At 43.5% G+C, this 12,915-nt stretch carries 10 protein-coding genes and 3 tRNA genes; 4 read left to right on the forward strand and 9 right to left on the reverse strand.

The window, feature by feature from the left end:
• Nucleotides 1–20: 20 nt before the first annotated feature.
• Nucleotides 21–854: a hypothetical protein gene (locus FTV29_RS01410; protein WP_180074976.1), complete on the forward strand. Its 834-nt coding sequence runs from the start codon at nucleotides 21–23 to the stop codon at nucleotides 852–854.
• A gap of 25 nt (nucleotides 855–879) precedes the next feature.
• Here FTV29_RS01410 and glyS read toward each other — a convergent pair whose 3' ends face one another.
• A complete protein-coding gene (gene glyS / locus FTV29_RS01415) occupies nucleotides 880–2,949 on the reverse strand; it encodes a glycine--tRNA ligase subunit beta (RefSeq protein WP_180074977.1) in 2,070 nt (689 codons plus the stop codon).
• Nucleotides 2,949–3,932 (reverse strand): glycine--tRNA ligase subunit alpha, encoded by a 984-nt coding sequence (gene glyQ, locus FTV29_RS01420; protein WP_005095400.1) that lies wholly within the window; start codon nucleotides 3,930–3,932, stop codon nucleotides 2,949–2,951. Before glyQ ends, glyS begins: the two co-directional genes overlap by 1 nt.
• Nucleotides 3,933–4,245: 313 nt before the next feature.
• Between glyQ and FTV29_RS01425 the strand changes: the two genes are divergently transcribed.
• Both FTV29_RS01425 and FTV29_RS01430 read left to right on the forward strand, forming a co-directional pair.
• Nucleotides 4,246–5,088 (forward strand): transglutaminase family protein, encoded by an 843-nt coding sequence (locus FTV29_RS01425; protein ID WP_005172908.1) that lies wholly within the window; start codon nucleotides 4,246–4,248, stop codon nucleotides 5,086–5,088.
• A 233-nt stretch (nucleotides 5,089–5,321) separates the two neighbouring features.
• On the forward strand, nucleotides 5,322–6,440 hold the full coding sequence (locus FTV29_RS01430) for an HPP family protein (protein WP_005095404.1): 1,119 nt from the start codon (nucleotides 5,322–5,324) through the stop codon (nucleotides 6,438–6,440).
• A gap of 122 nt (nucleotides 6,441–6,562) precedes the next feature.
• Here the strand turns inward: FTV29_RS01430 and FTV29_RS01435 are convergent, their stop codons facing one another.
• The 3 genes from FTV29_RS01435 to FTV29_RS01445 all read right to left on the reverse strand — a co-directional run bounded on the left by FTV29_RS01435 (nucleotide 6,563) and on the right by FTV29_RS01445 (nucleotide 9,336).
• On the reverse strand, nucleotides 6,563–7,975 hold the full coding sequence (locus FTV29_RS01435) for a DASS family sodium-coupled anion symporter (RefSeq protein ID WP_005172903.1): 1,413 nt from the start codon (nucleotides 7,973–7,975) through the stop codon (nucleotides 6,563–6,565).
• Nucleotides 7,976–8,058: 83 nt separating this feature from the next.
• Entirely contained in the window at nucleotides 8,059–8,844 is a 786-nt protein-coding gene (locus FTV29_RS01440) for a sulfite exporter TauE/SafE family protein (protein ID WP_159138791.1), read from the reverse strand.
• A gap of 216 nt (nucleotides 8,845–9,060) precedes the next feature.
• Nucleotides 9,061–9,336: a PspC domain-containing protein gene (locus FTV29_RS01445; protein WP_005095409.1), complete on the reverse strand. Its 276-nt coding sequence runs from the start codon at nucleotides 9,334–9,336 to the stop codon at nucleotides 9,061–9,063.
• Between the two features lie 243 nt (nucleotides 9,337–9,579).
• Here FTV29_RS01445 and FTV29_RS01450 point away from each other — a divergent pair, with 243 nt between their 5' ends.
• Nucleotides 9,580–10,272: a hypothetical protein gene (locus FTV29_RS01450; RefSeq protein ID WP_005172899.1), complete on the forward strand. Its 693-nt coding sequence runs from the start codon at nucleotides 9,580–9,582 to the stop codon at nucleotides 10,270–10,272.
• Nucleotides 10,273–10,463: 191 nt separating this feature from the next.
• Here FTV29_RS01450 and FTV29_RS01455 read toward each other — a convergent pair.
• The 4 genes from FTV29_RS01455 to FTV29_RS01470 all read right to left on the reverse strand — a co-directional run bounded on the left by FTV29_RS01455 (nucleotide 10,464) and on the right by FTV29_RS01470 (nucleotide 12,806).
• Nucleotides 10,464–10,539, reverse strand: a tRNA-Lys gene (locus FTV29_RS01455).
• A 58-nt stretch (nucleotides 10,540–10,597) separates the two neighbouring features.
• Nucleotides 10,598–10,673, reverse strand: a tRNA-Lys gene (locus tag FTV29_RS01460).
• A gap of 20 nt (nucleotides 10,674–10,693) precedes the next feature.
• Nucleotides 10,694–10,769, reverse strand: a tRNA-Lys gene (locus FTV29_RS01465).
• Between the two features lie 195 nt (nucleotides 10,770–10,964).
• Complete coding sequence (locus FTV29_RS01470) at nucleotides 10,965–12,806, reverse strand: long-chain-acyl-CoA synthetase (RefSeq protein WP_159138790.1); 1,842 nt, start codon at nucleotides 12,804–12,806, stop codon at nucleotides 10,965–10,967.
• Nucleotides 12,807–12,915: the final 109 nt, after the last annotated feature.

Genomic DNA, 12,915 nt, shown 5'->3' on the forward strand with positions numbered 1-12,915 from the left:
ATGATAAGCACAGATGGTGGATGCTATGCAGTGCTTTAGATGTGTTAGGAGACACATCCTTAGCCTTTAAGGATTATCTGCAAACGGAGTTTCCTAAAGAAACAGGGCTTAAATACATTCATTGCTATGGAATTTTACAATGTTTCATTCTTCAACAAGATAGCTTGAAGCATCTATATGAAGTATTCAAAGTTCAATGGGAAGCAAATAGTGAGTTGAAAAAGATCCGTAAGGTTCGGAATGCTTCGATTGGGCACACAATCCTAAATAATGAAGGAGGAAGAAGCGAAAAAGATAAGGATGAATTTAATAATTTTATTTCTCGTATCACAATTAATAAATCTGGTTTTGACTTGTTGAGATATTCTAAAAAGAAAGAAGATACAGTTTATGAAGAAATTTCTATTTATGAGTTACTCAAGAAGCAATTAGATGAAGCAATTGTTCTCTTGAGAAGACTGAATAAAGAAATAATTATTATGGAAAATGAAGTTAAAAAGAAATTTGAAAATGAAAAATTAGTTGGCTTGTTGCCAATTTCTTATTGGTTTGAAAAAATTCATAGTATTTATGATGAGCAGAATAAACTATTTGCTTATACAGCTTTAGATAATATCCAGAGAGAATATTTAGCGTTAAAACAATCTTTAGAAAATCGATTATTACATGGTGAATATTGGTTTAATGAAATTGAAGATTATCTAGTTGCAATCGAGTTAATGAGAAAAGCAATGCGGAGCAATGATGAACGAGCTGGACGAATATATAATTTTTATCTTAATGAAAAAAATGACTATTTCAAAAGCTTAATGGCTGAAATTGATGAAAAGTATGAAATAAAAAACCCGCTTTAAAGCGGGTTTTTTATTAAATCGGAACTTAGTGCTGTAACACTGAAATATCAGCGACTTTCGTAAACAAATCACGCAGCTGAGCAAGCATACGTAAACGGTTTGCTTTAAGGTCTGCATCATCAGCCATCACCATTACACCGTCAAAGAACGCATCGACTGGCGCACGAAGTGCAGCTAAAGCTGAAAGTGCAGCAGTGTAGTCTTTGGCAGCAAATAACGGCTCAACCACAGGTGTAATTTTCGCAAGTTCAGCGAACAATGCTTTTTCAGCATCTTCAACCAGGTTTGCTTCAACAATTTCACCTTCAGGTGCAGCTTCTTTTGCAAGAATATTGGCAACACGCTTGTTGGCAGCAGCAAGGGCAGCAGCTTCAGGCAAGGCACGGAAGTGATTTACTGCATTGACACGCTTGTCAAAATCAAGTGGTGACTTTGGCGACAAGGCTTGAACAGCTTGAATCACATCAACTGCAACGCCTTGGTCTTCGTATTTGGCACGGTAACGACCTTCTAAGAATGCAACAGCATCATTTAAAGTCTTGTCGTGATCTTTCAATACATCGCCATAAGCAGCTAAAGCAAGTTTGATCAAATCTTCAATTGATACATCAAGTTCATTTTCAGTGACTAGACGTAAAATACCAATCGCAGAACGACGCAGTGCAAACGGGTCTTTAGAGCCTGTAGGCGCTTGACCAATACCAAAAATACCCGTCAAAGTATCTAAACGATCCGCAAGGGCAATGGTTGTACCTGTTTTGGTTTTCGGTAAAACGTCACCCGCGAATTTAGGTAAATACTGCTCGCCTAAAGACTCAGCAACTTCATCATTTTCGCCTTCAAGACGTGCGTAGTAAGTCCCCGCGATCCCTTGAAGTTCAGGGAACTCACCCACAAGTTCAGAGGTTAAATCACATTTTGCAAGAAGCGCTGCTTTTTCAGCATCGGCAGCATTTGCATCTGTAATTGGCGCTAAAGCCACAGCCAATTTTGCAATACGTTCAGACTTGTTCCAAAGCGTGCCCAATTCTGCTTGGAACACCATGTTCGCCAATTTCTCTTTACGCGATGCAAGCGGTTGCTTTTGATCTTGCAGGAAGAAGAATTCAGCATCCGACAAACGTGGACGAACCACTTTCTCGTTACCTTCAATAATTTGTGTTGGGTCTTTCGACTCAATGTTCGACACCGTAATGAAGTACGGTTGCAGTTTATTGTCAGCATTCACTAAACAGAAGTACTTTTGGTTGTCCTGCATGGTGGTAATTAATGCTTCTTGCGGAACAGCAAGGAAGCGTTCTTCAAAGCTGGCACGAAGCGCAACAGGCCATTCAACCAATGCTGTTACTTCGTCACGAAGGTCACTTGGTACAATTGCAATGGCATTGACTTCATCAGCCAACGCTTTCACTTGTTGGTCGATAATGGCTTGACGTTCTTCAAAAGAAGCCACAACATGCGCTGCTTTTAATTTCGCTAAGTATTCGTCAGCATGCGTTAAAGTGATTGCTTCAGGTGCATGGAAACGATGACCGAAAGTCACGTTAGCTGCTTTGTGATCTTGAATGGTTGCATCAACAATGTCGTTGTCTTTAAGCAATACCACCCATTTCACAGGACGTACAAATTCAGTACGGCTCGCCGCAGAACGCATGCGTTTTGCAATTGGCAGGTTGTCTAATGCATTTTGTAAAATTTGTGGTAAAAGTGCATCAAGGCTTTGGCCTTTGACATCTTTTAGGTAGCACACTTTTTCAAATTTACCGGCTTGGAAAGTCGATACTTGATCAACCGTGATGCCTTGACCACGCATAAAGCCTTCAAGCGCTTTAGTCGGGTTGCCTTCCGCATCAAATGCTGCTTGCTTTGCAGGGCCGTCGAAACGCTTTTGTGTATCTGCTTGCGCGCCGTCAACATTTGTAATTTTTAATGCCAAACGACGTGGTGCTGCATAGGCTTCGATAGAATCAAAAGCAAGACCAGCATCTTTTAAGCCTTTTACGGTTTCTGCTTGCAATGCATCACGTAATTTTTTAAGGCTTTTCGGTGGAAGTTCTTCACAGCCTAATTCGAACAAAACGGTATGTTTAGACATTATTTGCTCTCCTTAGATTCAACTTTTGCTTCCGCTTCAACTTGTGCTTTTAACTGCGCTAACACTTCATCACGAAGCTCAGGTTCTGCCATAGGGAAGCCCAATTTCGCACGCGCTGCTACATAGCTATTTGCAATGGCACGTGCCAAAGTACGCACACGTAAAATATAACGTTGACGTTCAGTCACCGAAATCGCGCCACGCGCGTCTAATAAGTTAAAGCAGTGTGATGCTTTAATCACTTGCTCATAAGCAGGCAATGGCAGTTCAGCTTCGATTAAACGTGTTGCTTCAGCTTCGTAGAAATCGAACAACTCAAACATTTTTTCAACGTTTGCATATTCAAAGTTATAAGTTGACTGCTCAACTTCATTTTGATGGAACACATCGCCATAGGTCACAGTACCGAACTGACCTTTGGTCCAAACTAAATCGTAAACCGAGTCTACACCTTGCAAGTACATGGCAAGACGCTCAAGACCGTAGGTGATTTCGCCTGTTACCGGGTAGCATTCAACACCGCCCACTTGCTGGAAATAAGTAAACTGCGTCACTTCCATACCGTTGAGCCAGACTTCCCAGCCTAGACCCCAAGCGCCGAGTGTTGGAGATTCCCAGTTGTCTTCGACAAAACGAATGTCGTGTACCAGTGGGTCGATCCCAATCGCTTTAAGCGAGTCAAGGTAGAGCTGTTGGATGTTGTCCGGGTTTGGCTTCAGTACCACCTGGAATTGGTAATAATGTTGCAGACGGTTGGGGTTTTCGCCATAACGGCCATCTTTCGGACGACGTGACGGCTGAACGTAGGCTGCGTTCCAGGTTTCAGGCCCTAAAGCACGAAGGAAAGTCGCTGTATGGAATGTTCCTGCGCCCATTTCCATGTCGTAAGGCTGTAAAATTACACAGCCTTGCTCCGCCCAGTAAGTTTGTAAGGCAAGAATTAAGCCTTGGAAGGTATCAATATGCGATATGGCGCGACTCATGGTCATCCACTTAAAATTAGAGAAAAATTGTGCTCAATTATAAGGACTTTGCAGGGGAGTGGCAAAGGGTTAATGTGTGGAACCTTTTTTGAAAAAATCCAGAATACCTTTAAACAAGAAGAGTCATCTATGCATCTGTCGTGATTTCAGCTTTACTGGCCGATTGAGGCTAACTTAAAAATCAAGAATAAATCAGATATATGGCATCCGATTAACCGGAGCATTATAAAGCTCAACTGATCTTATACGATTAGCATCCTAAAATTAGTTTAATATTCACACAATATAATAATGCTTAAAAATAAGGAAATTCATGACCACTTATCAAATTCAATGTCATTTAAAATATAAGGTTGTCCAGACCACAGAATTTGTTTTTCTGATTCAGGCGGCACATCATTCCGATCAAACTATTCTTGAACAACAACTGACATTTAATATGCCTGTCGTATGGCGTGAATTCCAGGATTTAAATCATCAAAATCGTTATATACGTCTGCATGTCCAACCTTGTGATGTCTTTGAAGTGCATTATAACGCGACAGTTGAACGTCATCCGGTGATCAATGCAGATGCGCAGCATAATCTGAATGAAGTGCTGATTCCGGATTTGCCTGATGCGGTGCTGCCTTATTTGCTGGCCAGCCGTTACTGTAATTCGGATTTATTTGCAGAAATGGCCAATCGGTCCTTTGGCTGGATGACGCCGGGTTATGCGCGGGTCAAAGCGATTGAACAATGGATTTATAACAATATATTTTATGTTTCTGGCAGCACGGATCAGTTTAGTACTGCAACAGATGTGCTCATCCATCGGGCGGGCGTCTGTCGTGACTTTGCTCATTTAGGTATTGCGCTGTGTCGTGCTTTAGGCATTCCAGCACGCATGGTGGTCGGTTATGTCGAAATCGAAAAGTTTTTACCCGATTTTCACGCCATTTTTGAAGCTTATTTAGAGGGTGGGTGGGTACTGTTTGATCCGACCCGTTTGGCGCCTGTAGAAAATTTAATTCGGATTGGCACTGGCATCGATGCCGGAGATGTGGCATTTTCGACCTTCTATGGTGAGGTCGAGCTGATTAAAATCGAGCCGATTATTCGATCTGAATCAGATGAAAATCCGCTATCAAAGCCCACTGAAATTACTGCAAAATAACATGATTTTAAACAGTTTTATCAGCTTCATTGTAAGTCACGATGTTGTTGGAATATGCATGAAGTATAAAGCCTCAGCCCTTCAAAACCATTTTGATGATGAGCAATCATGCCGACATTTTTTTTCTAAAAAGTAGGCATACCTGCAGCATTAAAAGATATAAAACAAATATACCTTTAAGGCTGCTTGGTTCTATAATGCGGAAAATCGATAAAAAGTAAATCAGGTAGACTGTGTTTCACTCAAATCTAGACTGGCTCAATACCTTAAAACCAAACTTCAAAGTCCTTCCGCTCAAAGACCGTCTGTTATGCGGCATCGGTGCCCTGATCGGCTTGGCCGTATCCTCATTGCTGAGTTTGTGGATTCTGGGTGATTTTAAGGCCTGGTATATTGCACCGATGGGGGCGTCTTCGGTGTTGCTGTTTGCAGTGCCGGCCAGTCCTCTGGCACAGCCCTGGAATATTATGGTGGGGAATACCATTGCGGCTGTGGTCGGCGTAACCTGCGCATTATTCATGGCCAATCCGACTGAAGCTTTTAGTGTCGCCGTCGCTCTGTCGATTATGCTGATGATGACCACAGATTCCTTGCATCCCCCGAGTGGTGCGGTCGCGATTACTGCGGTCTTGGGCGGAAATGCGGTACATGATCTGGGCTATGCCTTTGTGTTTTATCCGGTGCTCTTAAATTCACTGCTGCTGATGATCATCGCCATTGTATTTAACCGCATGATTGGCAAGAGCTATCCGCAGCAGGCGCAACTGAATACCCGTTCTAAAGATCCAACCCCGACCCAGAAAGTTACCATTCAGCCGCAGGATATTCAGGACGTGCTAGACCAGCAAACAGAATTGCTGGATATCAGTGAATATGACCTGCAAAAGATTATTCTGGAAGCACAGGATATTGCCAATGCGCGGGCGGTGCATGAATTTACTTGTCAGGATATTATGACCAAAGATGTGGTCACGCTGCATGAAAATGACAATATTCATCATGCGCTGGACAAGTTTAAACAGATGAACCTGATGAGCCTGCCCGTGGTCAATGCAGAAGAAAAACTGGTCGGCACTTTGGCCATGTATGACGTGGTGGAATGGTTTAAGCGTGCTTCGGATATTCGCAGCAGTTGGGAAGATCAGGTCAGGCATATTATGAGCTTAAAAGTCGTCACGGTGCAGCCGACCCAGCCGATTCAGGATCTGGTGCCTTATTTTGTTGAACGTTCTTTTAATTATATTCCGGTGGTCAGTCAACAACAGCTGGTGGGAATTATCAGTCGTGCCGATATCATTGCTGCACTGAATCAGGAACTCAATCAACTTAAGATCAAAAGCAGAACTGAATAAGATGATTTTAGAGAAATTATCTGAGTTTAATGCATCTGCTTTGAGCAAGGATTTTGCTTAAAAAGCAGCGATACTTGCCAATAAAAAAGCACGCCAAAACGTGCTTTTTTATTGGACTTGGTTTAGAGGAAGAACCAGTAAATAAACAGTGAAATAATAAAGATACACATAATATTCAGTACAAAACCGACTTTCATCATTTCGCTTTGCTGGATATGACCGGTTCCAAAAACAATCGCATTGGGCGGGGTAGCTACCGGCAGCATAAAGGCACATGAGGCACCAATACCAATGACAATCACCAGAATTTCTTTGGGCATGCCCATCTGATCCGCAATTGCGGCAAATACTGGTACCAGCAGGGCAGCCGAAGCGGTATTACTGGTAAATTCAGTCAGGAAGATAATAAAAGTGGCGACTACAAAAATAATCATCAGCGGGGAGGCATCACCAAAGGCATTGGCCAGAGTTTGCCCCAGTACCAGCGAACTGCCTGAATCCTTCAGAATGGCACTCAAGGTCAGACCACCACCAAATAGGTACAAGACCCCCCAGTCGGTATTTTCTGCAATCTGTTTCCAGCTTGCGGTACCTAGAATTACCACCATACAGGCAGCCGAAATTGCAATCCAGGTATCCGGCTGAGAAATACCAAAAATTTCGGTGAATTTTTTACTGAAAATCCAGGCAATTGCAGTACAGAGAAAGAGGATCATGGTGGCTATACGGGTGCCGGTCCAGGGAATATCTTCGGTCACAAATTGTACTTTGTGATTTAGTTTTGGACGTAGTACCAGATATAAACTGACTAGCATGGCGGGGAGAATAATGAACATCATCGGCAAGCCGATTTTCATCCAGTCGGCAAAATCATAGCCGAGTGCCTTGGCGGCAATGGCATTCGGAGGGGAACCGACCATGGTGCCCAGCCCGCCAATACTGGCCGAATAGGCAATGCCGAGCAGGATAAAGACAAAAGTTTTACGATCCTTGCTGACATCCAGATGTGAAAGCAAGCCTAAGGCCAAAGGCAGCATCATGGCAGCAGTGGCCGTATTGGAAATCCACATGGACAGCAGCGCCGTCACCACAAAAATCGCCAGTACAGAAATACCCAAATGCCCACCAGACATGGAGATAATCCACATGGCAATTTTCCGGTCCAGCTTCTGGATATGCAATGCCGTTGCCAGCGCAAAACCACCAAAAAACAGGAAAATGACAGGATCGGCAAAAGTGGCCAAAGCGGCTTGTGTGGTGATGGGAACCAGTCCCCCGTCAGAGGCCATTGGCATGGCGAGTAACACCGCCATCACTGGAACTAAAAGTGCGGTAATGGTGATATGAATCGCTTCAGTCAGCCAGAGAATACCGATAAAAGCCAGCAGAGCCAGACCCTTATTGGCATTCTGGTCATAGGGCAGATAAAGATAGAGGCTATAGGCCACAATAGCTGCAACAACAATAAGGATCCAGCCTTTGAGCAGCCCTTTAGGCATCGCATTGGTTGGGGTGGCTAGATTGGTCTGAGTCATATGCTCTCCTTGCAAGGTTTTTATTTACGTCATTTTTTTATATCAGCTTTGAATTTGTAATTTTGCTTTGTTTAAAAAATACCCTATTTAAAGATACTATAACCAGATTGTTGCAATAATCCAGCACTTTGCCAAAGTGCATAGAGGCCAAGAAGTAAAAGCAGGCCAAGTACCATACGTTTAAAATGCTGCTGAGATAAACGGTGGCGTATTTTTCCTCCAATCCAGACGCCAGCAAGTGCAAATAAGCTTATCCCGATCAGAATATGCTGTTGGGGGACTTCAAATGCAATCAGAAGGGGAAAGAGCCAAACCAGCTGAATCAGTTTACTGGCAATAAAATTGAGATTGCTGATAATGACGATGTCGGTTTTAGACAGCTGGCAGCTCATCAGATACATCATCAGAAAAGGTGCCATGGCATTGGTGGCGCCTCCAATGATGCCGGCCAGCAAACCAAAATACAGCATACTGGAAACATGAGAACTGACTTGCAGCGGCCGTGTTCTTAGCTGGTCGAGTACATAGAACACCATCACCAGACCCAGCAATAATTTTAGAATCCCTTCATTCAACCAGAATAATAACTGAACTCCGAGCATGCTTCCCAGCAGGCTACTCAGGATTAAGGGCCAATAACGTTTGAGATAATAGCCCATACTGCTGAACAGGCCATGCTGTGGATCGGCATTGAGCATAATCAGGTTAAGCAGCAGGCAGGGCAGAATCACAAGCGTCACTGCCATACTCAGCGGATATTCACTGGACAGAACGGCTGTACTCATCATGGGAAAGCCGAATCCGCTTAAACCATGCAGCAGTGCAGCTAAGGCACAGAGCCAGAGCATCATCCATTCTGCCTGAGTCATCTGACATCCATTTCAAACATTGGAATATTGAATTTATCGCTAATTGAGCTAAAAGATAAAGTAAAAAGCTGTCATACAGCATAGAAATAACAAAAATATAGGCAAAAAAAAGCCACGATAATCTAGGGGAATTATCGTGGCATCAAAATCTCACCCCATTAGACTGGGTGAAGGAGGAAGCACTTCAATACATCTTGCTATAAATTAGGATGCAGATTAATAGCGTTTATCCTGATTGACGGTGCGCACAGGATTTTGATAGCCCTGAACTTGCTGAACCTTGTCCTGTTCAATGCTGTACTGCTTTTTTGGCATGATTAACCACAGAACCAGATAGACCAGAATACCCGGAAATGCAGCACTCATGACCGAAATCACCACAAAGATAAGGCGTAATAAATTTGCGTTCCAACCAAAACGTTCAGCAATACCACCCATCACACCTGCAATCATGTTTGAGCGGTTAGAGCGATATAAACCAACATTGGCCATTAAAATCTCCTGATTAAAAATAGGGTTGAATCCTAAAACAGATCCATACTTCAAAAATGGAGTTGGATCAAAATTTTTAAAGTGCTGATTGCAAATAAATTCGTTAAGTAATGTTAATAAAGATTAAATCCAGCTCTAAGAGCCACTAACATAGTGAAAATTCTATTGAACTCTTGTGTAAAGTTCATTGGCTTGCAATGTGCTCTGTACGTGCTGTGTTTCCTAATTTAGGTATGCTTTAAAATGAAATTGGATGTATCAAGTTGTACATTAAGCAGTTTTTTTAAATTCGGCCTAATGTTGGGGGGGATGGGTATACTACAGGCTTGTGATCGCCATCAAGTCAAGCCTGAGCAGGAGCTTCAGGCAGAATCAGGACAGGAGGGGGTGAAAATTTCCGCTGCGAATGCACAGCCTGATGTCGTGCCGGTGAGTGCAAAATCTTTAACTCAGGTAGCAGGGCAAGCTACCCTTCGGGCAGAAACCGAGTCAAATCTGGCCGTCGTACCAGATTATGCCAAAGATTTTATCGGCCGCTATTATACCGAGATCGACTGTGATGGTAACTTTGCGCCCTGCAATGAGGGTAAGGCAGAATTTATTTTGACCTTAATGCCGGATGGTACGGTGCATCGCAGCATTTTGCAGTATGGCAAAGTGTTTATTGATAATGCCAAAAGTAGCACTGCCAGCAATATCACCTATCGCAAAGACCGTTGGTTTATCAATCCGGAGCGTACCGAGGTGGTGGTGAGTCGCAAAGAAGGGGCGAGCTTTTATTATACGATTAAGGATTCGAACCATCTGGTGATGAATCTGGACAAAATCTATAGTGAAAAGGAAAGAATCAATCGTGAATTATTTGATCGCGGCTATCCTGCACCCTCTAAAGCTTATGAACTGGTAAAAGACACCACATTTGATATTAGAAAATAATGCGATAAGAAACGGCGCTGCTCTTTTTTTTAGAATTGGATTAAAGAAAACTATTTATAACTGTTTAAAAATCAAAACAAGTTTTGAAGACAAATCAGCCTAAAATCCAAGCGTGAAAATATAATAGCAGCTGATAGAAAGCAAATCAAAATAGTGTAAGGGATGTTTCAGAAAAAATTCTAAGCAAAGAATGGTGGGCCGTCCGCGACTCGAACGCGGGACCAATGGATTAAAAGTCCACTGCTCTACCAACTGAGCTAACGGCCCATTCTGGGTAATCAAAATGAATTTGATTGAGATTTCTAAAACTGATGTTTTAGAATGATGGTGGGCCGTCCGCGACTCGAACGCGGGACCAATGGATTAAAAGTCCACTGCTCTACCAACTGAGCTAACGGCCCATCAAGGGATATCAAAGAAATGGTGGGCCGTCCGCGACTCGAACGCGGGACCAATGGATTAAAAGTCCACTGCTCTACCAACTGAGCTAACGGCCCTGAACCGGCATTCAAACTAGGTTTGAATGTATAGTGCAAGTCAAGCTAAATAGCTTAAAGCACCACTTTGTTTGATGGAGCGTATTGTAGCAAGATCTCATTTCAGCGCAAGCAAAAAATAACAAAGTTGCCCATGTTTGATTATAAATAGAACAATTGTGCTTTATCTAAACAAAAAATAGGCAACTTCAGTACTTAGAAGCGATATTGGTAGGCCTGAATGTTGGCAAAAATCTCTGCTGTGAGCTCAGAATAGGCCGTTGCACCTGGTAATAGAACCAACAGGCGTTCATCGGTTTTATTCGGATCGAATGCTTGCTCTTTCAACCTGTTTTTCTGGTATTTGAAGGTGCCTGTCGTTTCGACTTGCTGCTGGATACGTAAAAACACCGGAACGGCATAAGCAGGCAAGCACTGTTTAAAGGTGCTGACCATCTGTTGCAGGTCTTCTTGATCCAGTTGCATATCTGGTTTTAAGGTCAGCGCTGCCATCCCGGCACGACCATTGGTATTTGGAATTTCAACGCCATAGACCACGGCTTCAACAATTTTGTCATACTCGGTGAGCATATTTTCGACTTCGGTGGTCGAGACATTTTCACCTTTCCAGCGGAAAGTATCACCTAAGCGGTCGACAAACTGGGCATGACGAAAGCCGATATTACGTACCAGATCACCCGTATTGAAATAAGCATCACCTTTGCCAAATACATCCTGCATGATCACAGACTTGTTTTTTTCCGGGTCGGTATAACCATCAAAGGGTGAGCGACGGGTGATTTTACCAATTAATAAGCCGGTTTCGCCTTTTTTTACCCGTTTGCAATGGCCTTTGGCATCCCGTACCGGCTCATTTTTATCTTTATCAAAGGCAATAATGGCATACGGTGTGGGTGAGAAACCGACGGTATTATCAAAATTGAAAATATTGCTAAAACCGACATTGCCTTCACTGGACGCATACAATTCCAGCACTTCCTGAATCCCAAAACGGGATTTGAACTTGTCCCAGATATTCGGGCGCATGCCATTTCCAATCATTCGGGTGACCCGATGGTCTTTTTCCAGTTCAGAGGGAGGGGCATCCATCAGATAGCGGCACAACTCACCGACATAGCCAATTGCAGAAGCATCAAATTTCTTTACATCTTTCCAGAAGGAGGAGGTCGAGAATTTACGTCGAATCGCAAGCGTTCCTGCACCTGCAATCACGCCACACCAGCATACCACCATGCCTGTGGCATGATAAAGCGGCAGGGTGCAGTACATCACATCATCTTTCTTCAGGTTTAGCACATGGCCATAGGTGCCATAAGCCAGCGTCCAGCGCCCGTTGGTAAAGATGACTGCCTTAGGCAGGCCGGTGGTGCCCGACGTATAAATGTAGAACAGCCCATCTTTGCCTTGCACCGAATGGGTGGTCGGTGGATTGAATTTCGGGGAGAGATCGATTTTTTCAGCCAGATTGATAAAGCCTGCAGGCGCCTGACCCGGATCGGCTTGAGTATTTTGGTCGGCAAACCAATGCAGGCGATCACTGCTAATATTGAGGTCATCACGAATCTCGTTGACCGCGTTCTGGCACTCTTCACCGACAATCACCGCAATTGGTTTGACCAGGTTGATACTGTGGGTCAGCACCTTACCCACTTGCGAGGTATTGACCAGTGCCGTGGTGACACCAAGTTTGGCCAGACCGAGCACGCTGGCAATGAGTTCAGGGCGGTTCTCGACCATCAGCGCCACGACATCACCTTTCTTGGCACCCAAGGAAAGATAAAAATGTGCAATCTGGTTGGCCCAGGCATTAAGAGCGGTATAACTATAGCTTTGATCTTCAAAACGCAAAGCGATACCTTCAGGATTACGCTGTGAAGCTTTTTCAAAAGCCAGACCCAGACCGGCCGGTGTATTCGGAGTACGTAAATAAGCCTGTCTTAGCCCAGTCAGCAAATTAGGCACTTTGATTAAGAAGGCCGGGATTTTGGCAGCGACATCTGCAATACCAATAAGATCGTGCGGTTTCATTTGGGTCATGAGAATCCTATTTGTTTTTCGTATCCGATAGGTTTAATTTATATACAGTAGACAAGCTATCCATCTTTTAACGTTAAAAAGCTAGTGCAATCTACCTATTTTGACCAAA

It is taken from the genome of Acinetobacter sp. YH12254 (genome assembly GCF_013417415.1).
GTDB lineage: Bacteria > Pseudomonadota > Gammaproteobacteria > Pseudomonadales > Moraxellaceae > Acinetobacter > Acinetobacter pseudolwoffii.

What these genes read in the sequence shown, in the direction of transcription:
- FTV29_RS01410 (WP_180074976.1), top strand. Translation starts at nt 21, where the DNA reads ATGCTATGCAGTGCTTTAGATGTGTTAGGAGACACATCCTTAGCCTTT.
- FTV29_RS01470 (WP_159138790.1), bottom strand. Translation starts at nt 12,806, where the DNA reads ATGACCCAAATGAAACCGCACGATCTTATTGGTATTGCAGATGTCGCT.
- FTV29_RS01445 (WP_005095409.1), bottom strand. Translation starts at nt 9,336, where the DNA reads ATGGCCAATGTTGGTTTATATCGCTCTAACCGCTCAAACATGATTGCA.
- glyS (WP_180074977.1), bottom strand. Translation starts at nt 2,949, where the DNA reads ATGTCTAAACATACCGTTTTGTTCGAATTAGGCTGTGAAGAACTTCCA.
- FTV29_RS01450 (WP_005172899.1), top strand. Translation starts at nt 9,580, where the DNA reads ATGAAATTGGATGTATCAAGTTGTACATTAAGCAGTTTTTTTAAATTC.
- glyQ (WP_005095400.1), bottom strand. Translation starts at nt 3,932, where the DNA reads ATGAGTCGCGCCATATCGCATATTGATACCTTCCAAGGCTTAATTCTT.
- FTV29_RS01435 (WP_005172903.1), bottom strand. Translation starts at nt 7,975, where the DNA reads ATGACTCAGACCAATCTAGCCACCCCAACCAATGCGATGCCTAAAGGG.
- FTV29_RS01440 (WP_159138791.1), bottom strand. Translation starts at nt 8,844, where the DNA reads ATGACTCAGGCAGAATGGATGATGCTCTGGCTCTGTGCCTTAGCTGCA.
- FTV29_RS01425 (WP_005172908.1), top strand. Translation starts at nt 4,246, where the DNA reads ATGACCACTTATCAAATTCAATGTCATTTAAAATATAAGGTTGTCCAG.